Genomic DNA, 25,751 nt, shown 5'->3' with positions numbered 1-25,751 from the left:
TATCACGGCGGAAGAACAAGCAGGAAGTCAAACAGTCCAAGGAGGCAGGAAACGATGAGTCAATCGGAGAGAAAGCTGCATCTGAACGCTTTTTTGTACGGAACCGGCCATCATGAAGCTTCGTGGAGGCTGCCTGACGCGCAGCCGGAGAAAAATACCGATTTCCGGCACGTCCGGACGATTGCGGAGACGGCCGAGCGAGGCTTGCTGGACTCATTGTTTTTGGCGGACGGGTACGAGGGGCGGAGCAACAGGCTGGAGCCGTTTACGCTGCTGTCCGCGCTCGCTGCGGTGACGAAGCGGATCGGGCTGATCGCTACGGTCGGCACGACGTACAACGAGCCGTTTCACGTTGCACGCAAGTTCGCATCGCTGGACCATATCAGCAAAGGACGCGCCGGCTGGAATATCGTCACAGGCGCCGGACCGGCGGCCCGCAACTTCAGCCGCGACGAGCATCCCGAGCACGACGAGCGGTACCGGACGGCGGAAGAATTCGTCGAGGTGGTCACCAGGCTGTGGGACAGCTGGGAGGACGATGCCGTCGTGAACGACAAAGCCGGGGGCGTGCATATCGACGGGAACAAAGTGCATGACATCGACTTCGAGGGCGAACGGTACAAGGTACGGGGACCGCTCAATATCGCGCGGCCGCCGCAAGGCTATCCGGTGCTTGTGCAGGCGGGCTCGTCGGAGACGGGCAAGTCGTTTGCGGCGAAATACGCGGAGGTGATCTTCACCGCCCAGCAGACGCTCGGGGATGCGCAAGCTTTCTACCGCGACGTGAAGTCGAGGCTCACCGCCTACGGCCGCCATCCGGACGAACTGAAAATATTGCCGGGCATCAGTCCGATTCTAGCCGCGACGGAAGCGGAAGCGCGTGAGCTGGAGGACGAACTGTTCAACCTGATCGACCTGGAGAGCGCGGTTCGCAGACTGTCGCAGCGTCTCGGTCTCGATCTCGCCGCTTTCGGGATCGATGAGCCACTGTCGGTCGAGGGCATCCGGGGCACGGAGCAGGTGAACGGCAACCAGAGCCGCCACCAGCTCATCCTCGACCTGATCCGCAGTGAGAAATTGACCCCGCGCCAGCTGGTGAAGCGTCTTGGCGGAGCGAGAGGGCATTTCACGTTCACCGGCACGCCGCTGCAGCTTGCCGACGTCATCGAGAATTGGTTCCGTGACGGCGGCGCCGACGGGTTTAACGTGATGCCGCAAATTTATCCCGGCGGATTGGACCTATTCGTCGACAGGGTCGTTCCGGAGTTGCAAAATCGCGGCTTGTTCCGCACCGAATACGAAGGCGAGACGCTGCGAGATCGTCTGGGGCTGGCCCGGCCGGCGAACCGTCTTTTTCCGGCCGCCGGGGCTGCGGGCTACGAGGAGGTGGGTGGAGCATGAGCGCACAAGTACGGAAAGATCCGCATGTGCATCTGAACGTGTTTTTGCGGGCAACGGGTCATCACGCCGGCTCGTGGCGTCATCCCGACGCCCGTCCCGAGCGGGAGCTGGACATCGACTACTTGATCGGGCTGACGAGAATCGCCGAGCGCGGGCTGCTCGATTCGGTATTTCTCGCAGACGGCTACTCGGGCCGCATGAGCAAGCTGGAGCCGTTCACCCAACTGGCGGCGCTTGCCGCGGCGACCGAGCGGATCGGTTTGATCGCCACGGTAGGTACGGTATATAACGAGCCGTTCCACGTCGCCCGCCAGTTCGCTTCGCTCGATCATATAAGCGGGGGGAGGGCCGGCTGGAACATCGTGACCGGAGCGGGCTCGGCGGCGCACAACTTCAGCATGGAGGAGCATCCGCAGCTGGCCGAGCGATACGAGAGCGGCGAAGAGTTCGTCGAGGTCGTCAAGCAGCTGTGGGACAGCTGGGAGGACGATGCGCTTCTTTACGACAAGAAGGCGGGCCGTCTGATCGATCCGGGCAAAGTGCACGAGATCCATTTCAAAGGGAGCAAATATTCGGTCAAAGGGCCGCTCAACATTCCCCGTCCGCCCCAAGGGTATCCGGTGCTCGTGCAGGCCGGATCCTCCGAGGCGGGCAAGGAGCTGGCGGCGAAAACGGCCGAGGTCGTCTTTACCGCTCAACAGACGCTGGGAGCCGGACGCGAATTTTATACCGACGTCAAAGGGCGTCTCGGCAAATACGGTCGCACTCGCGACGATCTGGTCATATTGCCGGGACTGGCGCCTATTATCGCCGATACGGAGGCGGAAGCGAGAGATATCGAGGAGGAGTTGTTCGGCCTGCTGAACAAGGAGGCGGCGCTGAAGCATTTGTCCCATTATTTTACCGTCGATTTGGCCGAATATCCGCTGGATGGCCCGGTTCCGGTCGACAAGGCGAAGCCGTACGGCTCGATCACAACCGGTATCTCCAGCCGTCACGAGGTCGTCGTCGATGCGGCGGTACGCGACGCGATGACGATCCGGCAATTCGTAAGCCGCAGCGCGGGGGGGCACGGGCATGTGACGTTTACCGGCTCGGTCGTGCAGGCCGCCGACTTTATCGAGAACTGGTTCCGCAGCGATGCGGCCGACGGCTTCAATTTGCTCCCCCAGCTGTTTCCGAACGGGTTGGAGACGTTTGCCGACAAGCTGATTCCGGAATTGCAAAATCGCGGACTGTTTCGGAGCGAATACGAAGGCTCGACGCTGCGCGAGCATCTGGGCTTGGCCCGGCCTGCCAATACCCGTCATGCCGCTGTCGGCGAGTAACGCATCAAATTGAAGGAAAGGAAGTGTTGCAGATGACATCTATCAACAACGTCGAACCCGAATTTGGCTGGTATATGCCAACGAGGGGAGACGGTCCATATATCGGTGTAAAACCGGAGCGCGTGGTCGATACGGCTTATTTGATCCGGGTGGCGCAAGCGGTGGAGGACGCCGGCTATACGTTCGCGCTCATTCCGACGGGCGGCGAATGCTCGGACGCGTGGATTATCGGCGCGACGCTGGCCGCGCATACGAATACATTCAAGCCGCTCGTGGCGATGCGGCCGGGACTGATCGCCCCCGGTCTCGCCGCCCGCATGGGAGCGACGCTCGACGAGGCTACCGGCGGCCGGGCGCTCATCAATATCGTGACGGGCAGCTCGCCGGAGGATATGAAATCGATGGGCGATCCGCTCGCCTTCGACAAGGATGCGCGCTATGAGCGGACGCTGGAATATATCAAGATCGTCCGGCAGCTGTGGACGAACTCGCACGGTGCGCCAAGCGGCCGTGCGCTCGCGGAATACGGCAAAGTGAATGCGATAGAGCCGGTAAACGTAGAGGGCAAATATTTCACGATCGAGGGCGGGGTCAGCTATCCTCCGACCGTGCAGAAGCCGCATCCCCCGTTCTACTTCGGCGGGAGCTCGACCGCGGCGAAGAAGACGGCCGCGGAAATCGCCGACGTCTACCTCATGTGGGCCGAGCCGCTCGACTGGATCAAGGAGCAGATCGACGAGGTGGAGGGATACCGGAGGGAACTGCTGCGTACGCAAGGCATCGACCGTACGATCCGTTACGGCCTGCGCGCGCAGGTCGTGATCCGGGAAACGGAGGAAGAGGCGTGGGAGGCGGCCAGAAGCATTATTAGCAAAATCGATCCGAGCGTCAAGGAAGCATCGCTGACCCGCCATCTCGGGGCGGTGTCGACCGGCCAGCAGCGCCAAAATCAAGTGCGCGAGCAGGCGGCGGCCAACGATTACGTGATCGGTCCGAACTTCTGGGCCGGCTTGTCGATCGTGCGAGGTGGAGGGGCGATGGCATTCGTCGGCACTCCCGATCAGGTGGCGGACCGGTTGATCGAATATGTCGATATCGGCATCTCCTCGTTTATTTTGTCCGGTTATCCGAACCTGGAGGAAGCGACGATCTCCGGCAAGGCGCTCATCCCCGCCGTGCGCCGGAAGCTGCTCGAACGGCAAACGGTGGCACGAGCTTAAGAACTTTAACGGAATTACGCCCTGACTGACGGCGGGGGCTTTGAGGAACGCAAGTCCCGGTCGTCAGAGAACAGGTACGTTATACCGTTAAAGTTCCTTAGTCCGGATGAAAAGCCGAAAGCGAAACATCCCGACCACATGTGGTCGGGACGTTTCGCTTCTTAGGCCCGCTATCCGGTTAAACGACTTCGACCGGAAACAGCTCCGTCGATAAATACCGCTCGCCCGTGTCGGGAAGCAGGACGACGATCGTTTTGCCCGCATGCTCCGGTCTGTTCGCGATTTGCAGTGCCGCATAAGCCGCCGCTCCGGAGGAAATGCCTACAACCAAGCCTTCGCTTCTCGCGAGCAGGCGCGCCGTTTCAAAAGCGTCCTCGTTTTTGACGGTAACGATCTCGTCGACCGTATTTTTGTTGAAGTTGTCCGGCACGAAGCCGGGCCCGATCCCTTGGATTTTATGAGGGCCGCGCGCTCCTCCGGATAGGACGGGCGAGCTTGCCGGCTCGACGGCAAAAATTTGCACCGATTTTTTCCGTTCCTTCAATACTTCGCCTACGCCGGTAATCGTGCCTCCCGTGCCGACACCGCCGACGAAGATGTCGACCTCCCCGTCGGTGTCGCGCCATATTTCTTCCGCGGTCGTTTTTCTATGAATGTCGGGATTTGCGGGATTTTTGAACTGTTGGGGCACGAAGGAGTTCGGAATCGAGGCGGCGAGCTCTTCGGCTTTCTTGATCGCTCCCGGCATCCCTTCCGAAGCGGGAGTGAGGATAAGCTCGGCTCCGAGAGCGATCAGCAGCTTGCGCCGCTCGACGCTGAAGCTTTCCGGAAGCGTTATGATCAGCTTGTAGCCTAACGCCGCGGCCGCGAAAGCGAGTGCTACCCCGGTATTGCCGCTCGTCGGCTCGATAATGACCGAGTCTTTATGCAGAACGCCGCGGTTCTCCGCATCTTTGATCATGGCGAAGCCGATCCGGTCCTTGACGCTCCCCGCCGGGTTGAAATATTCCAGCTTGGCGATAATTTTCGCTCCCGCATTCGTTTGCTTGTTGAAGTTGGCGAGCTCGAGTAAAGGGGTATTACCGATCAGTTGCGTAAGATTCGTTGCGATGTTGGCCATTTCGTTTCCTCCCGCCGATTCGGTGATCGCTGATTATTTCCATTTAAACCGATAAGAATGATTGGGTATATAAACTTTACTACGAACAGGTAAAAAATACAATACCGTACCGGGTATGAGAAGCACTCGTTTATTCATTTTTTTAAGGCTGACTTTTTTTATCCCGTACGCCGGGAAACAGCGAACGGCTTGTCGGCGAAGGCTCCGGCCCTTTGGCCAAAACTCCAATAAAAGACCTTGCTCATTAGCTTTTTGTATTGGCAAACCGGCGAGGGTGTGATACACTTTAAGAAATCGATTACTACAAACGCTTTGCGTTTCCCGATCCATCCTCACCGGCCGGAAACGGCCAAAAACCGGTAAACGGTCAATGCGCTGTGACATTAATCGATTTCTTCCGAGAAATAGCAGGGGAGAGCTTATGGAAATGTTTAAAAGAACGGGTAAAATCGCGGGCACCGGAGCGATCGTCGATGTTCACGTAGCGAACGGCGTCATCGCGAGTGTGGAGCCGTCCGCCGGGACGCCGGAAGGCGAAGTGCCTTGGATATCGCCCGGCTGGATCGATTTGCAAGTAAACGGATACGCAGGCTTCGATTTCAATGCGCAGCCCGTCGAGACGAAGGATGTATTGGGCGTAACGGAGCGCATGAACCGGTACGGGGTCACTTCGTATTTGCCGACCGTCATCACCGGCAGCTTCGAGCGGATCAAGCAAGCCGTCGGTCAAATCGGGCGCGTATGCGACGAATACGAATCGGCCGCCGCCTCGATTGCCGGCATCCATGTGGAAGGTCCTTACTTGTCCGGGGAAGACGGACCGCGCGGCGCCCATCCGAGGGAGCATATCCGCGAGCCCGATTACGAGGAATGGCGGCAATTGCAGAAGGAAAGCGGTAACCGGATCAAAATGATCACGGTGGCGCCTGAGCGCGAAGGGATGGCGGATTTCGTCAAACGGCTGGCCGAAGAAGGCATCGCGGTGTGCATCGGCCATACGGCGGCTTCGCCGGATCAGCTGGACGCGGCCGTGGAAGCCGGGGCGGTATTGTCGACCCATCTCGGGAACGGCTCCCATCCAGTGCTCGCCCGGCATCCGAACTATATATGGCACCAGTTGGGCGATGACCGCTTGTGGGCTTCCTTTATCCCGGACGGCCATCATCTCGCCCCGGCGGTATTGAAATCGATGGTGCGCGCCAAAAGGGACCGGTTCGTGTTCGTGACGGACTGCGTCGCTCTCGGGGGCATGCCGCCGGGAACATACCGCTCGCTAGTCGGAGGCGAAGTGGAAGTTCATGCGAACGGACGGTTAAGCACGGCACACAACCCGAATATATTGGCAGGGTCGGGAGTGACAATGCCGGAATGCGTGGCGAATGGGATCCGCTTAGCCGGGCTGTCCATGAAGGAAACGATCGAGGCGGTAACGGAACGGCCGGCGCAAGTATTGGGCCGGATGGATCTGGGTCGGCTTGTGCCCGGCGCGGCAGCCGATATTACGCTGTTTCGCACCGATCGAGACGGCAATGTCGCGGTGGTCGAGACGATCGTGAAGGGCAAAACCGCGTATGTGGAATAGCGGGGATGAGGCGGGACCGGGACGCGGCCGCCGAATATTTCAGGGGAGAGAGTGAACTCAAATGAAGAAATACGCTATCGTCGGTGCAGGCGGAAGAGCGCTCGGCATGTTTGCCAAACCTTTCGCATCCGAGCTGAAGGGAGTTGCGGAGCTGGTCGGGGTTTACGACGTCAATCCCGTGCGGGCCCGAATTTTGAGCGAGCAAGCGGGCAACACCCCGATCTTCGACGATTTCGATACGATGATCAGCGTGGCCAAGCCGGATGCCGTTATCGTAACGACGCCGGACCATCTGCACGACTATTACATCATCCGCACGCTTGAAGCCGGATGCGACGCCATATCCGAGAAGCCGATGACGACCGACGCCGAGAAGTGCCGCGCGATTATCGAGGCCGAGAAGCGTACGGGCAAGCGGGTCATCGTCACGTTCAACTGCCGGTTCATGCCTTATGTCGTCCGCATCAAGGAGCTTCTCAAGGAAGGGACGATCGGAGACATTCTTCACGTCTCACTGAACTGGTCGCTTGATACGAGGCACGGCGCCGATTATTTCCGTCGTTGGCACCGGCAAATGAAAAACAGCGGCGGTCTGCTGCTTCACAAGTCTACGCATCATTTCGACATGGTCAACTGGTGGCTGAACGATGAGCCGGAGACGGTGTATGCCAACGGCTCGCGGCTGTTCTACGGCCCGACGCGGGAAGAACGGGGCCATACTTGCTCGACCTGCTCTCATACGAGCACCTGCGAATTCCACTTGGATATATCGGCCAACGAATTTACGAGATCGTTCTACAAGGAAGCGGAGGTACACGACGGATATTTCCGGGATCAATGCGTGTTCGGCGAAGATATCGACATTTACGATACGATGTCGCTCAGCGTCAAATACAAGAAAGGCACGCAGATGTCGTACTCGCTGAACGCATACAGCCCGTACGAAGGCTGGAAAGCGACATTCGTGGGCACGAAAGGCCGGATCGAAGCGGAAGACAACCACAGCGGTCCCGGTCACGACGATCCGAACAATTACATTCGCATCTACAATCGCAACAACGAGCTGATTACGCTTCAAAGCCGCAAGGCCGGCGGCGCGCACGGCGGCGGCGACCAACGTTTGCGCCGGATGATTTTCGTAGGCGACGTGGCCGATCCGCTCGGTCAAATGGCGGGTTCCCGGGCGGGAGCGATGTCGCTCTTGATCGGAGCGGCCGCGAACCTTTCGATCGCCGGCAGCAAGCAGGTCGTCATCGAGGATTTGCTCAAAGAAACGGTAACAAGCTGACTTATACGTACATGGGAGGATAACGGGATGACAGTCATAATTTCGGAAACACCGGAGCAATTGGGGGAGGCTGCGGCGAAGCAGGCGGCGGAAGTCATTCGCGGCGCCATCGCGGCCAAAGGGAAGGCGCGTATCGTGCTGTCCACAGGCGCTTCGCAATTTCAATTTATTCAAGCGTTCGTCAAACAATCGATCGAATGGGATAAAGTCGAAATGTTTCACCTGGATGAATACGTCGGCTTGCCGCAAACGCACATAGCCAGCTTCCGCAAATATTTGAAGGAACGGTTTGCCGATATCGTGCCCGTCGGACGCGTTTTTTATGTCAACGGCGAAGGCGACGTGACGGCCAACATTAAAGCTTTGACCGAGGAGCTTCGTAGGGAGCCGATCGATTTGTCCTTGATCGGCATCGGCGAGAACAGCCATATCGCGTTCAACGATCCTCCGGCCGATTTCGATACGAGAGAGGCGTACATCGTCGTCGATTTGGATGACGACTGCAAGAAACAACAGGTCGGAGAAGGCTGGTTCGCCACGATCGACGACGTGCCGAAGCATGCGATCTCGATGACGGTTCATCAGATCATGCAGGCGAATACGATCATCTCCTGCGTGCCGCACAAAGTGAAAGCGAACGCGATCAAGCTGACTATGGAGAACGATCTTACGAATCAAGTGCCTTCCACGATGCTGAAGACACACACGGATTGGACGCTTTACCTCGATCGCGAATCGGCTTCGCTGCTTGATTCCGCGGCTGTGCAGAACGCTTAAGCTCTTATATTTGTTCGTATGACGCATCTCCCCGTATCTATCCGATACGGGTTTTTTTTCATTCTGAATTGGTTATTGGCTGTAACGAACCATATTTCACTTTTACTGAACACTATTGCGCTAATCGTTTGCAAGATGGGCTTGTTCAGTAAATAGCGATCCAAATTTTACTAATACTGAACTTAAGTTAAGTAATAATTGCTCCAGGTTCACTATTTCCCCAATTGCCGAGAAGTAGAGCCGAACAGCGCCATGAGGTTCACAAATAAGCAAATTCGGTTCGTTGTTTGTCAGCGGCTTTTTTTACGGATGTCATGAAAGTCCATGATGATGTCATATCGGTCATATGGCGGTACTCCACCCGCTCTTCTACAATTAAGTTATCCGGCGGTGCCGACTCGTATGCGGATATTGCGACATACTGCTATAGTAGAGGCATACGACAAAGGGAGATGATCGGCATATGGACGCAGCAAGGCGCATGGCGGCGATCCGGGCAGCACCGGCAATCTGGATACTGCTGGGAACATGCTTGATCGCGGGATGCCGGGCAGAGGGGGACGCCGGATCGGCAGGAGGGAAGGCGGCGGAACCCGGAAGCGGGGTACCCCCGACGGTACGCGTCGTCGCCAACGGCCTGAACGCCAAATATCCCGAAGGAATGGATATTGACAGCAATCCGTATATCGAGAACATCCGCAAGCGCACGAATCTCGATGTCAGGTTCACGATACCGCCAAGCGACGGATTCGACGCGAAGCTTAACGTCATTATGGCATCCGACGACATACCCGATCTGATCAGCACCAGCAATGCGAACTGGTTCGTTCATTACGTCAACCGGCAAGCGCTTATGCCGCTGGATGAGCTGATCGACCGGTACGCCCCCGGCTTGCGCAAGCGGTTCCCGCAAGAGGCGTGGGACCAAGTGACGGTTGACGGGCGCATCTATGCGATTCCGAGCCTGAATGAAGCACCCGGCGGATATTTGATGTACACGCGCAAAGATTGGCTGGACCGTCTCGGTCTGCAGCCCCCCACAACGCTCGACGAGTATTATGCGGTCATGAGGGCGTTCGCGGAACAAGATCCGGACGGCAACGGCAAGGATGACACGGCCGGCTTATCGATCCGCGAAAATATGGGGGGCGCGTCGCCGCTGTTCGGCGCATTCGGAACGCAAGTATCGATCTTGGCCTGGTACGAGCGGGACGGACGGCTAGTAAACGGTACCGTGCTGCCGGAGACAAAGGAAGCTCTCGCTTTCATGGCCAAGCTATACAAGGAAAAGCTGCTGGATCAGCAGTTCATGCTGAACAAGACGGCCGTATTCAACGAGAAAATCGCGAACGGCAAAATCGGGCTGTATGCCGCTTCTTGGTCCGATACGCGCGGACCGATCTTGGATAACCGTCTGAACGATCCGAAGGCGGAATGGATCCCGCTCGATTTCCCGGTCGGCCGGGACGGCCGCAAAGGCACGAACGCTTCCCAGCCGGTGCGCTATTATAGCGTCGTTCCGGCAGCCGCCGCCAATGCGGCAGGCGCCGTGAAGCTGCTCGATTTTTTGTCGGGAGCAGGATACAGGGACATCAAGCTCGGTTTCGAGAATGAAATATGGACCCGCAAAGACGGGAAAATGGTCATCGATTTCGCGGAGCACAACAAACATTTTTACCGAGGCGTCTATTCCAATCTGGCGGACATTGCTGAACCGGGGGTAACGAAGGACCGGCTGGACGGACTGGGCATGCAGTTCCGCTTGAACGAGAATTTGAGCCGCATCGGCGAAAACTTGATCAAGAGCGATTTCACCGGAACGACGGTACCGGCCATGGGCATATACGGGGCGAATCTGGAAAAGGACATGCAAGAGACGTTCACCAAAATTGTCGCGGGGGCGCTGCCTTTGTCCGAATTCGACGTGTTCGTCGAACGATGGTATAAAGCGGGCGGCGAACAAATGACCGCCGAAGTGAACGCCTGGTATGCGGGCAGGAACAAGAAAAAATAACGGGATAAACCGCAAGAGACGCCGAAAAGCGGTCTTGCGACGATATTAAGAAATCGATTTCTAAAATGAAAGGAGGTGATGCCGAAGCCCGAATCAAGCCCACTGCGCGGCTTGAGAAACCGGGCAAAAAAGCGGAAAACGAACACGGCAACGACTGTATAACGGAACCGGAACGCACAGCGGAAAAAGGGAAAGGGGCAATCAACATGCAACGGAGAACATGGACAACTGGTTTGCTCGTACTATCGATCGCATTCGTAAGCGCTTGCAATGGGACGAAGACGGGCGGTGAAACCGATAAGGGAACGGCGGTGCAGCCGAAGCCGACCGAGGCGCCGGCAAATCCGTATTCGAAGCTCGATCAGCCGATCGAACTGACGTATTACTTGAACGCCGGAGGCTACTCTCAGGAATCTTTCATGAAAGGAGTCGGTAAGTCGCTCAAGGAGAAATTCCCGAACGTCACGTTCAAAGTGTATTGGCGCGACAAAGGGACGATGCTGGCCGATCTGATCGCGTCCGGCACGAGCATCGATATTATCAACGCATCCTCGGGAACGATAGCGGACATCGTGGAGCTCGGACTCGGCAAAGACATTACCGATCTGATCCAGCAAAACAAATACGATTTGAACAAGCTCGAGCCTATGGCGGTGGAAGGGATGCGCAAGCTTTCCGGCGGCAAGCTGTACGGACTGCCGGTGCAAGTTTCGACGACGGCGATGTTCTACAACAAAGACTTATTCGACAAGTTCGGCGTCGCCTACCCGAAAGACAACATGACCTGGGACGAAGTATATGAGCTGGCCAAGAAGATGACGCGGACGGACGGCGGCGCGAAATACAAAGGCTTCGGCGTCTCGTTCAGCCACCTCGCGCTCATGAACCAATATTCGCAGGAATTGGTCGACCCGAAGACGGAGAAGGCGGTTCTGAACAGCGACAATTGGAAAAAAATATTCAACAACATGGTGCGGTTTTACCAAATCCCAGGCAACGAAACGACGATCGACGAATTAAACAGCCCGTCCACGGCGTTCAACAAAAACAAAAACGTGGCGATGATGGCGATGATCGGCGGTTCGTCGTTCCCGCCGGATACGACGAACTGGGATATCGTGTCGCTGCCGCTGCTGCCCGAAGTGAAGAGAGTCGGCTCCGCTCCTTATTCGACCTATTATGCCGTGCCGAACAGCAGCAAAAACCGGGAAGCGGCGTTCCAGGTCATCTCTTGGCTGACGTCGGAGGAGTACCAGAAGACGCTGATCGACCAAGGCTATATTCCGGTATTGAAAGATAAGCAATACAAAGACCAGATGGGCAAAAATATCCCTGCTCTCGCGGGCAAAAACGTCAAAGGGGTCGTACCCGATCAATACGCCTCGCCGATCACGCTCAGCCCGTATATGAATTTGGCGACCGCTCCGTTGTACGCGGCGTTCAATTCGGTCGCGCTCGGAGAAAAAGATGTCAGCACCGCTCTGCGGGAAGCCGAGGAGAAAGCCAATATCGATATAGCGGCCAAGAAAGCTTCCAGCAAGTAACAGCCCCGTATCGGCGCTTCATGAGCAAAACGGCTGTCCGCCGCGCCATGATCTCCTTTACAATGAAAGAAAGGAATGCCGGCGCGCCGCCGCGAGGGACGGCAGCCGGCAAACGCGGAAGGAGAAGCCGGCGTGACGAGATGGGGACGATGGTTGTACGATAAATTTTCGCGGCATATTCAAGTCAGACTGACTTGTTACTTTTTGCTCATTTTGCTGCCGCTTGTCGCGGTCAGCTTATATGCGAACATGCGGTCGCAGACCATCTTGGAGGAGCAGATTTCGCTTCGGACGAAAGGGGCTCTCGATTCGGCGATCGGCTATATCGATCTTGCTCTGCGGAACGTGGAGGAGCTCGCGGAGCTCATCTCGACCGATCCGCAGACGGTATCGACGATCGAGCGGGCGGGGGAGCGGCCTTCGGCCGGAACGCTGCTAGACTTTGCGCAACTGCTGAAGACGATGACCAGCTTCTCGACCGTCAATCCGCTGCTGTCCAACTTGTCAATGCTGTTGTCCCCGTCGAGGGCGCTGCTATCCACCAATTATGGCGGCAAACGGTTCGAGGATGCCGAACGGTACGACCGGATTGCCGGATGGCTCGGCCAATCGGGCGGCAGGTTGACCGTCGCGGTCGTGCCGGGCGAGGCGTTCCCGACAGGAGGGCGCGACGAATGGAACGGCATCTTCGATCCGTCAAACGTATCGATGGTGCGTTCGATGGACATGGTGCCCCGGCGGAGCATGCCGAATCTGCTTGTCGTTACGATCAAGAAGCAGACGCTGCTCGAGCTGATTATACCGCTCGTACCGAGCCGGGATGCGCAAATATTTTTGTACGCCGCAGGCGGCACGCTTGTCACGCGAACCGGCGCTTCGGGAATACCGGAATGGGACGATGAAGCCAAGGACGCCATTATTAGGCCGTCCGCCGATACGGGCGAGCCGTTGCTCATGATTCGGGCGAAGTCGAAAGCTACCGGATGGTCCATCGTCATGGCGCAGCCGGTATCGGAGCTTAACCGTCCGGCTACACCCGTACGGTGGAGTACGTATATGATTATCGCGATCAGCGTCATGCTTGCGCTGTGGATTTCGTGGGTCGTCTACCGCAGCATTTCTTCCCCGCTGGAGAAGCTTGCTTACGGCATGAGACAGCTCGGGACAGGCAATTTGCAAATTCGTCTCGCGAGCAAACGGCGCGACGAGCTCGGCTATTTGATCGCTTCGTTCAACCGGACGGTGGAAGACCAGCGCCGGTTGATCCAAGGCCATTACGAGCAGCAGCTGCTGCTGTCCAAAACCGAGCTGAAGTTTTTGCAATCGCAGATCAATCCGCATTTTCTGTACAATACGCTCGATTCGATCTATTGGTCGGCCAAAGAGCATCATGCCGAGGAAATAAGCGAGATGGTGCTCCATTTATCGAAATTTTTCCGCCTGAGCCTGAACAAGGGGCAGGAGACGTTTACGCTCGGGGAGACGGTCCATCATCTCCATTACTATATTCGGGTGCAGCAAATCCGCTTCTCCGAGCAGTTTTCCGTCGAATATGACATCTCGGACGACAGCCGGGACTTGCGCCTGCTCAAGCTGCTGCTTCAGCCTTTGGTGGAAAATGCGATTTTGCACGGCTTTGCCGACTTGGAGCATGCCGGCTTGCTTCGCGTCGCGAGCGCGGTAGAGGACGCTATGCTCGTCATAGCTGTGGAGGATAACGGCTGCGGCATGACAGCCGATCGTCTCTGGGCGATCCGGGAGCAGCTCGCCCGCCATGCGCGCGCAGAGCGGGCGATGTCATTTACCGAATCGGACCATGGTACGGGCCGGGACGATTTTTTCGGTTTGCGCAACGTTGTCGCCCGGATGAAGCTGTATTACGGGGAAAGCTCGGAGCTGCTGCTGGACAGCGCGGAGCAATCCGGAACGAGAGTGACGCTGCGGATTCCGCTGGGTCGCGTCCGGGACGAAGGCGAAGATGCGGATGATTTTACATCGGAGGTACAGTCATGAAGCTGCTCATTGTGGAGGACGAGAAGAAGCTGCGGATCAGCCTGGCGAACAATATTCCATGGGAGAAGCACGACATCGAGGTCGTAGGACTGGCGGCGAACGGACGCGAAGCGCTGCAATGGATCGAATCGCGCAGACCGGAGCTCGTGCTGCTGGACATCCATATGCCGAAAATGAACGGCTTGGAGCTGGCCGAAGCGGCACGCCGGATCGATCCGGATATCCGCTGCATCGTCTTGAGCGGACACGACAATTTCGGCTACGCCCGGCAGGCGATGGAGCTCGGCATCAGCCGATATTTATTGAAGCCGGCCGGAGATACGGAAATATTGAACGCCGTGCTTGAAGCCGCGGACCGCATCCGCAGCGAGCTGGCGCGGCGGCATAATATGGCCGAGCTGCACGGCAGGTGGAGGCAGCATTTGCCTCATTTGCAGGAGCTGTTTATGCAGCAATGGATTTCCGGCACGTTAGGCGAGGACGATCTCGCTCGCCGGGGGCAGGAGCTGCAAATCGTATGGCCTGCGTCAGAGGCATTTGCCGTAGCCGTCATCGATATCGACGCGGCCGGCGGGACCGGGACGGCATCTTGCCCGGGCGCGGACGACTATCCGCTGCTGCAGTTTTCCCTGACGGATATAGCGAAGGAGTCGCTCGGCAGCTTGGCTTGGCGTGTTTTCCGGGACGGGTCCGGCGCGACCGTGGCGGTATTCGCGGCGCCGGAAGGCGTCCATCCGAATCAACTGCTGCTGCACATTCATACGGCTGCGGTCAAGCTGACCGGTACCGCGAAGGAATGCCTGAAGCTGACCGCAAGCGCCGGCATAAGCGGTACGGCCTATGGTACGGGGCAGTTGGCCTTGCTGTACCGCCAAGCCCGCAAGTCGCTCGAAGAACGGATCGTGCACGGCAACGACATCGTCATTCCTTACCGGGACACCGGTGCGGCGGGACGGGGGATGCTTCCTCCGGTTTCGCTCGAGAAGATGTTCGAGTCGAGCTTGGAAACGGGACATGCGGAAAAAGCCGCGGAAGTACTGAAGAAGCTGCTTGCGTGCGGCGCAGCCGCGACCGCTTCGGCGGAGGACGTCCAGGAGCGGCTGATCGCGCTCGGCGGAACCGTCGCCAGGCTGATCCACCAGCAAGGCTGGACGATCCGCGAAGTGGCGGAGGACGACTTCGACGTATACGCCCATCTGAGCAGGCTGAAGACGAGGGAGCAAGCTTTCGACTGGCTGCTGCGGCTCGTGAACCGGTACTGCGCTTATTTGCAGAAGGAGCGGAGCGGCACCGTTCACGAAACGGTCCGGCAAATGCTCGCTATCGTCGACGAGCAGATCGGCAAAGAAATATCGCTTCACGACGTCGCGGAGCGGCTGTTCGTCAACTCCTCCTATTTGAGCCGGCTGTTCAAGCAGGAGGTCGGAAAGCCTTTCTCCAATTACGTTATCGACAAAAAGATGGAGCGCGCCAAACGGCTGCTTCAAGAAGGCTGCAAAGTGTACGATACCGCCGAACGGGTCGGCTATAAGGACGTCGGCTATTTCTCGCGATTATTTCACAAATATTGGGGCGTCACGCCCGGCGACGTCAAAGACAGCTCCCGATAAGCCCGCAATCTGGGATATCGGGCGAGGCCGATTGACCAAATGAAGGAGTGTTTTGCATATGACGAAAGAAATGAAGGCGGACGTAGCCGTTATCGGCGGAGGACTCGGCGGCTGCGCGGCTGCGCTGGCGGCAGCAAGAGCCGGGCGAACCGTCGTGATGACGGAGGAAACCGACTGGATCGGAGGTCAGGCGACGAATCAGGGAGTTCCGCCGGACGAGCACCGCTGGATCGAGAAGTTCGGCTGCACCGCATCGTACAGACAGTTCCGCGACGGCGTGCGCCGGTATTACCGGGCGCACTTTCCGATGACGGCGGAAGCCCGCGCCGAAATGTACTTCAATCCGGGCAACGCGCTCGTCAGCAAAGTGAGCCACGAGCCGCGAACGGCTTTGGCGGTGCTTCGTGATATGCTCGCGCCCCATATTCACGCCGGGCAGTTGGTCGTATTGACCCGCCATCAACCGGTCGCGGCGGAGACGGATGGGGATATGGTTCGTTCCGTCACGCTCCGCAGTCTCGATAGTGGGGAGCGGGTCGTACTGACGGCGCCGTATGTGCTCGATGCGACCGAATGCGGCGACGTGCTCCCGCTCGCGGGCGTCGAATACGTGACGGGCTCGGAATCGCGCGAACAGACCGGGGAACCGCATGCGCTGGATGGACCGGCCGATCCTTACGATGTGCAGGCGATTACGCATTGCTTCGCGATGGACTATATGGATGGGGAAGACCATACGATCGCGCGGCCCGAAGATTACGATTTCTGGCGCGAGTACCGTCCCGGCTTCTGGCCTTGCCGCATGTTCGACTGGGTGGGCCCCCATGTAGTCACGCTGGAGCCGCGGCAGTACGTACTGTTCCCGGAGGGCGAGCACTTCCCGCTGTATCCGTACCGCCGCATCGCCGATAAACGGAATTACGCGCAGGGTACGTATGAAAGCGATATCACGATGGTCAATTGGCCGCAAAACGATTACTTTATCGGTTCGATCCTCGACGTATCCGAGGAAGAAAAGGAGCGGCATTTGCGGGCGGCCAAGCAGATGAGCCTTTCGTTCCTGTATTGGATGCAGACCGAGGCGCCGAGGCCGGACGGCAAAGCCGGATACCCCGGTCTACGTCTGCGCGGCGACGTATTCGGCACGGAGGACGGGCTCGCGATGGCGCCTTATATCCGCGAATCGAGACGAATCCGGGCCGAGACGACGGTCGTCGAGCAGCAGATCGCCAGATCGTGCCGGAGAGGCGGAGCCGAGAAGTTCGCCGATTCGGTCGGAATCGGCTACTATGCGATCGACCTGCACCCGAGCACGGGGCAGCGGCATTACGTCCACGTCTCCCCGTATCCGTTCCAAATCCCGCTCGGCAGCCTGCTGCCGGTCCGCGTCGACAACTTGCTCGCGGCATGCAAAAACATCGGGACGACGCACGTTACGAACGGCTGTTACCGGCTTCATCCGGTCGAGTGGAATATCGGCGAAGCGGCCGGTTCGCTCGCGGCCTACTGCGTCGAACGGAACATCCGGCCGCGTGAAGTGCGCGCCAATAAGGAACTGCTTGACGATTTCCGCAAACGGCTCGTCCATCAAGGCATCGAGCTGGAATGGCCGTTTATGCCGGCATAAAGCCGCATTGTAGATATCGATTTCTGAATATTCGCCCGATTCCGCGTCAAGGAGGTCTAATATGTCTTATACATCTTACGACGACCACGAACGGCCAGGCAAACTGAAAGACGGTCGAGAAGCCAAATATTCCCCGTACTGCGATCTCGTCTATTACGAATCTTCCCGTGAAGCCGGGCTGATGCTGGCCGCCCGAATCGTGAAGCCGGCGAAGCCGTCCTACATCGTCGTCGGAACGCACGGCTGGCATGCCAGCTTGTCGCGATACCGGCCGATGGAGGAGCCGGACCCGAACAACCGCTATTTGCGCATCGAGGTCGATATGAGGGGAAGGGCGTTCTCCGACGGAGCGGCGGACTGCAACGGCTGGGAGCTGCTGGACGTGATCGACGCCGTGGAATATGCCAAAGAGCAGTACAAGGAATACATCGTCGATCCGGAAGTCGTCTACTTCGAGAGCGGCAGCGGCGGCGGGGGCAACGGCATGGCGATCGTGGGCAAATTTCCCGACTATTTCGCCGCAGCGACGGCGTTTTGCGGCATTTCGGATTACGGGATGTGGTACGACAACGATACGGTCGGCGAATTTCGCGACGACATGGACGTTTGGATCGGCTGCACGCCGCAGAGCAATGCGGAAGCTTTCCGCGCGAGAAGCGGCCTTCATTTGATCGGCAATTTGCATACGCCCATCTATTTGGCGCATGGCGATCGGGACGTGCGCGTGCCGGCCAAGCATTCCCGCCTGTTCGCGGCGAAGGCGAAGGAAGCGGGGAAAGGCCGTCTGGTCCGGTACGACGAGCTTCCGGGGGTGGGGGCGGCCAACCATTGGGACCAGGCGTCCGACGAGCAGCTGGCCTACATTTTCGGACAAAGCGACGTCAATCGCAGCCTGCACCGGGAACCGATCCGGCTTGCGCCGAAAGGGCGGCTGGTCGTCGGCGGGTATGTGATCACGAAGCATTTCGAAGTTGTGCTCGATTCACCCGACCGTATGGCGATTGTCGATTATGACCTGCATTCCGGTTCGTTCGCCGTAACGTGCGAAAGTCCGGGCGGATATACGATTCGGAGATTCGGTTGAACTGCCGCGAAGAGAATGCCTGTACAAGGAACCCCATTCCATGGAAAAGGTGTGTTATCGTCGATGAACCATTTTATCGCATTACGCATGGCGTTTCGGACGTGTGCGGTGTCCCTGATCCTCTTGCTTTTCACTTTCGGGACTTGGGCTGCCGCGAAACAGTCGGACGTGCAGCTGGACATCGTGATCGGCGGTCAGCCGCGCGCCGTCGTTCTCATCCCTGAACCCGACAGCTTCACCGGTCCGATTCCAGGTTGGTCCCCCGCCGCAGCGAGCAACGGCAAAATTGCTTTGTCGAACGCTAAGAAGCATGGCGGGGCTTACAGTTTGCAAATCAACGACAATGATACCAAATCGTATGCGGTGCAGAGCGACTATGTCGGCATCACGGCGGGGCAAACATACACGGTAACCGGTTCCGTTTACTTGGAATCGGGCGCGAAGCCTTCAGTATTTATCCGCTACTACGATGCGAACAAAACGATGCTGACGCAAAGCTCGGTCAGCGCCGGAACTCTCGGCCAATGGACGGACTTCGCTTTAACCAAGGCGGCACCGGCATCGGCCGTGTACGCGGCTGTCCTGCTGTATGCCGATACCGCCGGGATCCGGCTCGTTTATTTCGACGATATCGGCTTGACCGGTCCGTCGTCCGCCGGTTTGCCGCTGCCGAATCCCGGCTTCGAGCTGTTATCGGACGCCGCGTCGGATACGCTCGTCCAATATGTGAAGAAATCAACGGGAGCAATGCTTCCGATTATGACGGAAGCCGGCTTGAACAGTCAAGGTCAAGCTTACCAAGGGTTTACGAAGCTGTATGTCGGCACGCAGGGGGCAGGCAATCCCGATATGACCCAAAGCTTCGCCGGGATGGACGGACAAGGATTTGTGATCTGTCCCCATAAAGACACCATTACGATCATCGGTCCGACCAAAGACGGGACGCTGAACGGGGTGTTCGAATTCCTCGAACGGTACGTCGGCGTGCGATGGCTTATGCCGGGACCGAACGGAGAAGATGTTCCGCAATCGGCCGATTTGTCCGTTCCCCCGGGCAACGTCCGGGAGCAGCCCGTCTTCGCGAACCGCGTCATCTCCCCGGCATGGGGGGACCCCGCGACGCCGGGAAGGACGCAGGCGATCAACGAATGGGCGCAGCGCAACAAGCTGCAAGGCTTTCATAACCAGCCTTTCGAATACAAGGAAAACTTGCATCAATTGTTCCCCGCTGAGACGTACGGGACGATGCATCCGGAATTTTATCCGAACGGGGTGCCGCCCGCACCGGGGGTCCGCTCCGGCTGGCAGCCGTGCTTCTCCGTTCCCGGAACGGTCGATGCCGCCGTATACGGTATCCTTCAATATTTCAAGGCCAACCCGGATAAACACTCTTACTCGCTTGGCGTTAACGATACCGGCGGGTTTTGCGAGGCGAATCCGTCCCATCCGAGCTATCCGAACGCGACGAACTCGATGGGTTATGTAAACATGTCGAATATTTACTACGATTGGGTGAACAAGGTCGCGGAAAGGGTGCTTCAAGTATATCCGGACAAATGGTTCGGGCTGCTCGCTTACCGCGAGGTGAACGATCCTCCTTCGTTCGCGCTGAATACCCGCGTTGTTCCGTTCCTCACGAAGGACCGGATGGCTTGGGTCGACGAAGGCGTGGAGGCCGACGAGCATGCCCGGACGGAGGCGTGGAACCCCGTTGCTTCCCAAATCGGCTGGTACGATTATATGTACGGCTCGCTGTATTTGCTGCCGCGCATCTATGTCGGGCAAACGATCGAGAACTGGCAGTACGCCGCCGATCACCATGTCGTCGGTACGTACACGGAAATGTACCCGACAGCCGGCGACGGGCCGAAGGCATGGCTTATGGCCAAGCTGCTGTGGAACCCGGACCGGAATCCGCAAGCGCAGCTTGACGACTGGTACATTCGGGCCGTAGGACCGCTTGCCGCCCCCGATCTGAAAGCTTATTTCGGCTTTTGGGAAAATTTCTGGACTGAGCGCGCGAAAGGAACCGCATGGTTCGAGAAGCGCAAATCGAACATTTATTTCGATTTCTTGAACCATTCGTATTTGAATATGTTGACCGAGCAAGATTTGCACAATGCGAGAACGCTGATGGATTCCGTCGTCGCCAAAGCCGGAACGGCGCCGCAGCAGGCCAGGGCGCAAATATTCCGTCAAGCGTTCGACTACTACGAGCTGACAGCCCGAAGCTTCCCGCGCAAAGGGGAGCCGATCGCGAGCGAAGCCGATGCGCTGGATATCGTGAACAGCCTCCCGAATTCGATTCCTGAGCGGCTGCAGCTTGCGGCAGACCGCATCAACCTGATTAGCGCCTTCGAGAGCGAGCCGGCGCTGCGGATGATCTCGAAGCCCGCAGCGGTATGGTCCGGCTGGAACGGATTCGAGTTTGCCGCGCTTGCCGACTACATGGCTGCAAACGAGCCGGGCGGAGGTACAGTAACGAATGCGGTGTATGCGCTCGCAAACGGCGCCGCGGCTTCCCGCGAGCGGGATTACGCGAAGCTGCTGTTGAAAGCGAGAGCCGGAACGGCAGGCTCGTTGACGGCCAATCCGTCCTTCGAATCCGGAACCGGAACGACAGCTGCGTCATGGCAGCGGTGGATCGACGCGACGGGCACGGTGGAGCGGGTGACGGGGACTTACGCCCATAGCGGCACGGCGAGCTTGAAAGTAGCCGGCCTGATCGCGGGAGCGAAACGGGGCGGCGCGATCCAATCGTTCACGGCGCATTCCGGACTTACCGCGGCTTCGGTATACTACTATTCACCGGCAGGAACCGCAACGGGTAACATACAGTTGTATTTGTACCCGAGAGATTCGTCGGGAAAACGGTTGGCTACGTATCAGACGATTCGGGTCGATTTGGCCGACACGGCCGGTCAATGGTCGAATATCGGACTGCTTGAGAATATCCCTTCCGCCATCAACGGCAAGCAGGTGGCGGACGTCCAACTTGTAATCGCCGTCGACGAATGCGACGAAATTTATTTGGACGATGCGGCCGTATACCAGCAATAAGGAGGATGCTTCCAGATGACGAACCGCAAAGTGGCGGTTGTGACAATCGATTCGAGCGACTTGCTCGATTTTCTGCAGCAGCATGCGGAAGTAACCATATTGCGTCCGGAGGAAGCTTCCTCGGTCGATCTTGGCCCATACGAAGCAATCGCGCTGCTTGGCGGCGTTTCGGACAAACCGATGCTGCTGCCGGCCGCATCGAGGAATGCGGTGGAAGCCCAAATCAAGGCGGGGAAAAGGGTATTCGCCGAGTATGTAAGCAGTATCGGACACGTCTATACCGCTCAGCCGGAGAGCACCCGGTTCGAACGGCTTGCCGTCTGCCCGGGCGGCGTTATCGAAGGGCTTGCAGAAGGCGTGCTGATCGACGCTCAAAGCAACATGCGGATCAAGCCGTACGCGGTTTCGTACAATCACGAAATGCCGATCCTGCAGTTCGTGAAAGTGCACGCCCACGACCGGGTGAGAATGGCGCCGGAGCTGCTGCGGGAAATAGGCGACCGGGCACTCTGGTTCGACCGGCCCGGCAATCTGCTTCTGTGCTCGTTCCGGTTGGCCAATTTCGCTCGCGCCCGATTCGCTCCGAAAGAGGAGGCGGGCAAGCTCGTCGCCTATATCGCCGGATGGCTGCTCGGGAAGAAAGCCGATCCGAGCATGATCGAGTTTGTCTACACGACGGGCTGCGCCGATCCGGAGCTGCCTTTTCTTGATAGGGTACTCCAGAGCGCATCACGGGCTCTGTGCTGGTTCGAACGATCCGGTGTCTTATACGACGAGGGAGTAAGCGGAGCCCTCGAAGGACCCGGCACGGAGGTGTATCCAGACGGCACTCAGCGGATGAGCGCGGTTCACCGGGTAGATTGCATCGGGGAAATCTCGCTCCCCTATTTGCTCGATTATTTGGCGTCGGGGAGCAGGAAGTCTCTCCGGGTAGCCGATAACCTGCAGAAGCACATTTTCGACCAATATCAATGCAAGGAAACCGATGTCCCGTGGCACGGGATGATTCGCTGGACGGAGGAGGCATGGGGCGTTTGTTACCAAGATGACGTCGCACGCGCCATAATCCCGCAGCTGTTGAAATGTCTGTATATGAACACCCGCGAACATTTGGATGATATCGTGGCCGCGCTTCGCTTTCTAATCCGGACAACGGGAACCGACGGAACGCGCGTATTCCGCACCGTAAACGCCAAGCTTGACGACGAGATGATGGAACGGCTGCGGACGAGTCCGGGCAACTTGCCGAGCGCGCACTACAATGCGTATTATTACGCCGCATTGCTGCTGGCGTACAAGCTTACGGGGATCGGCGAATTCCGGGATACGGCGGTAGGGGGATTGACGACGCTCATGTCCGCTTACCCGGACACGAAACGCGAGCAGAGCCAGACGCAGGAGTGCTGCCGGCTCGTTCTGCCGCTGGGGTGGCTGTATTGGGTGACGGGTGATAAGCATCACAAAAAGTGGCTGTATCAAGTCGTCGACGATCTGCAATCGTTCCGCCATTCTTCCGGAGGCTACCTGGAGTGGGACGAAGGATACCGGGCGGCGATGCGCCATACGGCCGGCACCGGGGAAAGCTCGCTTCTGGCGAGCAACGGGGACCCTGTCGTAGACTTGCTTTATTCGAACAACTGGCTGCCCGCCGCTTTTATCCAATGTTATTTCGTGACGGGGGATTCGATGTTCAAGCAATTATGGGAGGATTCGGCGGCCTTCCTGATGTCCGCGCAAATTGTCAGCTCCGATCCGCTTATTGACGGTGCATGGGCGAGGGCGTATGATGCGAAGAAGAGGGAAGTGTTCGGCTCGCCGGCCGACGTCGGCTGGGGACCGTGGGCCATAGAGTCCGGCTGGACGGTGGCGGAGATCGCCGCAGGCCTTATGATGGGCTTGCTCGAAGAGCGGCTCCTTCCTTACTATCGGTCAACCGCCAAGGAATGAGAGGGTACATATGAAACTTGCTTGTTTCGGAGACAGCATTACCGCGGGTCAATATTTGTCCGATGCGGACACTTACGCGCGCAAGCTGGCCGACCGCTTCCAATGCGAAGTCATCAACGCCGGGGTTCCCGGCAATACGACCGGCCAAGGCTTGGCCCGCTTCGAGCGGGATGTGCTTGGGCACCGCCCCGAACTCTGCGTCATTGCGTTCGGCATGAACGACCATGTGAACAAGGAGCCGGGAGTAGCGAAAACGCCGATAGCCGACTTCCGCGCCAATCTGACGCAAATCATCGACCGGCTCCGCTCCGAGAACATTATACCGGTGCTATGCACGGCCAATCCGATTATCGAAGGCGATGCCGACAGTTATTACTATCACAGACATCCAAAAGAATGGTATCGGAATCCGGATGGGGCTCAGGCGTGGATCGATCTGTACAACGAAGAAATCCGTGCGCTTGCCGGGTCTCTCGGTGTCACGCTGGCCGATGTGGCGCTCAAGTGGCGTCAATATACGGAACAGGGCGGGCAGCTGAGCGATTTGCTGCGGACGGTCGAGAACAGCGGTACCGACGATGGCGTCCATCCGACGGCTGCCGGACAAGATTTGTTTGCCTCCTGCATCGGCGATGCGCTGGAGCCGCTGATCCGGATTTGACCGAATCCGTCATTGCGATGACCGACCCGATCATGATACGATGAAAGTGCCATAAGCAATTAAGGCACCAAATCGAGGCGTAAGGAGATTCGACGATGACGATGAAGCCTGGCGGCGCCGGGATGAGCCGGATCATTCCGATTTTGCGCATGTTCGATGAAGGCAAGACGAAGGAGTTTTACATCGATTTTCTGGAGTTCGGCATCGATTGGGAGCACCGATTCGACGATGACGCTCCGCTCTATATGCAGGTTTCTTCCGGACCATGCGCGCTCCATCTGTCGGAGCATTTCGGAGACGGGAGTCCCGGCGCGGCGATTCGGATCGAGATGGCCGATATCGAGTCGTTCCACGCCAAGCTGCTGGCCAAGGGCTACAAGCACGCGCGGCCCGGGCTGGAGAAAACCCCGTGGAGCACGGCCGAATGCACGATTCAAGACCCTGCGGGCAACAAGATCATTTTCTACGAAAATTTGTAATCGACAAAAAGTAAGGACATCGACCGTCTCCCGGCCGATGTCCCTTTTTTCTATACGACGGTTATGGCTGTACATTGATGAAAGGCGTTGCGCCACCCGTAACGTTCGGCAGCTTCCCGTCCCACTTCTCGATCGCTTTCAGCTGCGCTTCGATTTGCCGCAGCGAGATCAGCTCCTGCGTCACTTCCTGCTTCTGCAGACGGAGCGCCTCGGCTTGCGCCTGCGCGCGGGTAATTTCCTGCTCCTTCTCGATTTTGATTCTCTCGAGATCGAGCTTCGACTTGAGCGCCTGCTGCTCGGCGATTTGCTTCTGCTCGATGGCGCGGTCGAATTCCTCGGAGAACTTGAACTCCGTAATGTTGATATCGTCGAGAATCATATTGTACAGGCTAAGCTTGGCGGCCAGCACTTCTTTCACTTTGGCGCTGACTTCGGAACGTTTGGAGATGAGATCTTCGGCCGTATACTGGGCGGTAACCGCCTTGAGCGATTCCCCGATTGCCGGATCGACGATCCGCGCCCGGTATTCCATCCCTACGTTTTGATACAAATTGTTGATGGTCGCCCCGTCCAAATGATAGTTCACGGCCAGTGTCGTAGTGACGGTCTGCAAATCGCGGCTCGCGGAAACTTGGTTGGACTCGGCTTTCTGTACTCGCACTTCGATCGGAATGACCGTCTGGATGAACGGCATTTTGAAATGCATGCCTTCCGTAAGCACTTTCGGCTGAACCGCGCCCAATTGAAGAATGACGCCGCGGTGTCCGGCCTGCACGATCGTAAACGATTGAAAAGCGAGAAGTGCGACTACGATCACGATAACGAGTGCGGAAATTCCTCTGGACATGGCTTTCGGATTGGGGGGGCGGACTACTCTCGGTTCGGACATGATCAGACTCCCTTCTAAATAGCTCGCATCTGTATGTTTTTTTACGGAGCAGCCGTGAAAAAGTTTCAAGAAGAGCGGCCCGGATTTCGGCCCGGTTTCGGCAAAAC

Annotated in this window: 18 protein-coding genes; 16 read left to right on the top strand and 2 right to left on the bottom strand. The window is 57.9% G+C overall.

Translation table 11 applies throughout. The features are described from left to right. The first annotated feature begins 54 nt into the window (after positions 1-54). The 3 genes from FE783_RS00450 to FE783_RS00440 are packed head-to-tail and all read left to right on the top strand — an operon-like array spanning position 55 to position 3,949. Positions 55-1,401, top strand: coding sequence for an LLM class flavin-dependent oxidoreductase (locus tag FE783_RS00450; protein ID WP_138877343.1), 1,347 nt, complete (start codon positions 55-57; stop codon positions 1,399-1,401). Next, positions 1,398-2,729: an LLM class flavin-dependent oxidoreductase gene (locus FE783_RS00445; RefSeq protein ID WP_138877342.1), complete on the top strand. Its 1,332-nt coding sequence runs from the start codon at positions 1,398-1,400 to the stop codon at positions 2,727-2,729. The genes FE783_RS00450 and FE783_RS00445 overlap by 4 nt, the downstream gene beginning before the upstream one ends. A 32-nt stretch (positions 2,730-2,761) precedes the next feature. Further along, positions 2,762-3,949, top strand: coding sequence for an LLM class flavin-dependent oxidoreductase (locus FE783_RS00440; RefSeq protein WP_138877341.1), 1,188 nt, complete (start codon positions 2,762-2,764; stop codon positions 3,947-3,949). A 178-nt stretch (positions 3,950-4,127) separates the two neighbouring features. Here the strand turns inward: FE783_RS00440 and cysK are convergent, their stop codons facing one another. Next, positions 4,128-5,069, bottom strand: coding sequence for a cysteine synthase A (gene cysK / locus FE783_RS00435; protein ID WP_138877340.1), 942 nt, complete (start codon positions 5,067-5,069; stop codon positions 4,128-4,130). A 421-nt stretch (positions 5,070-5,490) separates the two neighbouring features. Between cysK and nagA the strand changes: the two genes are divergently transcribed. The 13 genes from nagA (at position 5,491) to FE783_RS00370 (ending at position 24,755) form a co-directional block, all read left to right on the top strand. Beyond that, positions 5,491-6,651 (top strand): N-acetylglucosamine-6-phosphate deacetylase, encoded by a 1,161-nt coding sequence (gene nagA / locus FE783_RS00430; protein WP_238402810.1) that lies wholly within the window; start codon positions 5,491-5,493, stop codon positions 6,649-6,651. Between the two features lie 61 nt (positions 6,652-6,712). Continuing rightward, entirely contained in the window at positions 6,713-7,939 is a 1,227-nt protein-coding gene (locus FE783_RS00425) for a Gfo/Idh/MocA family protein (RefSeq protein ID WP_138877339.1), read from the top strand. A gap of 27 nt (positions 7,940-7,966) precedes the next feature. Continuing rightward, complete coding sequence (locus tag FE783_RS00420) at positions 7,967-8,716, top strand: glucosamine-6-phosphate deaminase (RefSeq protein ID WP_138877338.1); 750 nt, start codon at positions 7,967-7,969, stop codon at positions 8,714-8,716. Positions 8,717-9,179: 463 nt separating this feature from the next. Continuing rightward, complete coding sequence (locus FE783_RS00415; protein WP_138877337.1) at positions 9,180-10,730, top strand: extracellular solute-binding protein; 1,551 nt, start codon at positions 9,180-9,182, stop codon at positions 10,728-10,730. A gap of 206 nt (positions 10,731-10,936) precedes the next feature. Next, positions 10,937-12,274 (top strand): extracellular solute-binding protein, encoded by a 1,338-nt coding sequence (locus FE783_RS00410; RefSeq protein ID WP_158301541.1) that lies wholly within the window; start codon positions 10,937-10,939, stop codon positions 12,272-12,274. 132 nt (positions 12,275-12,406) lie between these two features. Next, the gene (locus tag FE783_RS00405) at positions 12,407-14,287 is read left to right on the top strand and encodes a sensor histidine kinase (protein ID WP_158301540.1); all 1,881 of its coding nucleotides are present in this window, start codon (positions 12,407-12,409) and stop codon (positions 14,285-14,287) included. Next, positions 14,284-15,897 carry a response regulator transcription factor gene (locus FE783_RS00400; RefSeq protein WP_138877334.1) on the top strand — a complete coding sequence of 538 codons (1,614 nt, stop codon included), beginning with the start codon at positions 14,284-14,286 and terminating at the stop codon, positions 15,895-15,897. The genes FE783_RS00405 and FE783_RS00400 overlap by 4 nt, the downstream gene beginning before the upstream one ends. A 58-nt stretch (positions 15,898-15,955) precedes the next feature. Further along, complete coding sequence (locus FE783_RS00395) at positions 15,956-17,524, top strand: FAD-dependent oxidoreductase (protein WP_138877333.1); 1,569 nt, start codon at positions 15,956-15,958, stop codon at positions 17,522-17,524. A 61-nt stretch (positions 17,525-17,585) separates the two neighbouring features. Then, positions 17,586-18,608, top strand: a complete 1,023-nt coding sequence (locus FE783_RS00390; protein ID WP_138877332.1) for an alpha/beta hydrolase family protein — start codon at positions 17,586-17,588, stop codon at positions 18,606-18,608. Positions 18,609-18,671: 63 nt separating this feature from the next. Beyond that, on the top strand, positions 18,672-21,668 hold the full coding sequence (locus FE783_RS00385) for a DUF4838 domain-containing protein (RefSeq protein WP_158301539.1): 2,997 nt from the start codon (positions 18,672-18,674) through the stop codon (positions 21,666-21,668). Positions 21,669-21,683: 15 nt separating this feature from the next. Continuing rightward, the gene (locus FE783_RS00380) at positions 21,684-23,615 is read left to right on the top strand and encodes a hypothetical protein (protein WP_138877330.1); all 1,932 of its coding nucleotides are present in this window, start codon (positions 21,684-21,686) and stop codon (positions 23,613-23,615) included. Between the two features lie 10 nt (positions 23,616-23,625). Then, positions 23,626-24,276: an SGNH/GDSL hydrolase family protein gene (locus FE783_RS00375; RefSeq protein ID WP_138877329.1), complete on the top strand. Its 651-nt coding sequence runs from the start codon at positions 23,626-23,628 to the stop codon at positions 24,274-24,276. Positions 24,277-24,371: 95 nt separating this feature from the next. Then, positions 24,372-24,755 (top strand): glyoxalase superfamily protein, encoded by a 384-nt coding sequence (locus FE783_RS00370; protein ID WP_338015757.1) that lies wholly within the window; start codon positions 24,372-24,374, stop codon positions 24,753-24,755. A 61-nt stretch (positions 24,756-24,816) separates the two neighbouring features. Here FE783_RS00370 and FE783_RS00365 read toward each other — a convergent pair whose 3' ends face one another. Then, a complete protein-coding gene (locus tag FE783_RS00365; protein WP_420799700.1) occupies positions 24,817-25,602 on the bottom strand; it encodes a prohibitin family protein in 786 nt (261 codons plus the stop codon). Positions 25,603-25,751: the final 149 nt, after the last annotated feature.

It is taken from the genome of Paenibacillus mesophilus (assembly GCF_005938385.1).
Taxonomy (GTDB): Bacteria; Bacillota; Bacilli; order Paenibacillales; family NBRC-103111; genus Paenibacillus_AB; species Paenibacillus_AB mesophilus.
The sequence above is the reverse complement of the archived record's forward strand: the minus strand, read 5'-3'. Positions and strand labels throughout refer to the sequence as shown.

Excerpts from the sequence above, each read along its gene's own strand:
- FE783_RS00400 (WP_138877334.1), top strand. The coding sequence starts at position 14,284 with ATGAAGCTGCTCATTGTGGAGGACGAGAAGAAGCTGCGGATCAGCCTG.
- FE783_RS00410 (WP_158301541.1), top strand. The coding sequence starts at position 10,937 with ATGCAACGGAGAACATGGACAACTGGTTTGCTCGTACTATCGATCGCA.
- FE783_RS00380 (WP_138877330.1), top strand. The coding sequence starts at position 21,684 with ATGACGAACCGCAAAGTGGCGGTTGTGACAATCGATTCGAGCGACTTG.
- FE783_RS00425 (WP_138877339.1), top strand. The coding sequence starts at position 6,713 with ATGAAGAAATACGCTATCGTCGGTGCAGGCGGAAGAGCGCTCGGCATG.
- FE783_RS00450 (WP_138877343.1), top strand. The coding sequence starts at position 55 with ATGAGTCAATCGGAGAGAAAGCTGCATCTGAACGCTTTTTTGTACGGA.
- FE783_RS00365 (WP_420799700.1), bottom strand. The coding sequence starts at position 25,602 with ATGTCCAGAGGAATTTCCGCACTCGTTATCGTGATCGTAGTCGCACTT.
- FE783_RS00440 (WP_138877341.1), top strand. The coding sequence starts at position 2,762 with ATGACATCTATCAACAACGTCGAACCCGAATTTGGCTGGTATATGCCA.
- nagA (WP_238402810.1), top strand. The coding sequence starts at position 5,491 with ATGGAAATGTTTAAAAGAACGGGTAAAATCGCGGGCACCGGAGCGATC.
- cysK (WP_138877340.1), bottom strand. The coding sequence starts at position 5,069 with ATGGCCAACATCGCAACGAATCTTACGCAACTGATCGGTAATACCCCT.
- FE783_RS00370 (WP_338015757.1), top strand. The coding sequence starts at position 24,372 with ATGACGATGAAGCCTGGCGGCGCCGGGATGAGCCGGATCATTCCGATT.
- FE783_RS00395 (WP_138877333.1), top strand. The coding sequence starts at position 15,956 with ATGACGAAAGAAATGAAGGCGGACGTAGCCGTTATCGGCGGAGGACTC.
- FE783_RS00385 (WP_158301539.1), top strand. The coding sequence starts at position 18,672 with ATGAACCATTTTATCGCATTACGCATGGCGTTTCGGACGTGTGCGGTG.
- FE783_RS00415 (WP_138877337.1), top strand. The coding sequence starts at position 9,180 with ATGGACGCAGCAAGGCGCATGGCGGCGATCCGGGCAGCACCGGCAATC.
- FE783_RS00375 (WP_138877329.1), top strand. The coding sequence starts at position 23,626 with ATGAAACTTGCTTGTTTCGGAGACAGCATTACCGCGGGTCAATATTTG.
- FE783_RS00390 (WP_138877332.1), top strand. The coding sequence starts at position 17,586 with ATGTCTTATACATCTTACGACGACCACGAACGGCCAGGCAAACTGAAA.
- FE783_RS00445 (WP_138877342.1), top strand. The coding sequence starts at position 1,398 with ATGAGCGCACAAGTACGGAAAGATCCGCATGTGCATCTGAACGTGTTT.
- FE783_RS00420 (WP_138877338.1), top strand. The coding sequence starts at position 7,967 with ATGACAGTCATAATTTCGGAAACACCGGAGCAATTGGGGGAGGCTGCG.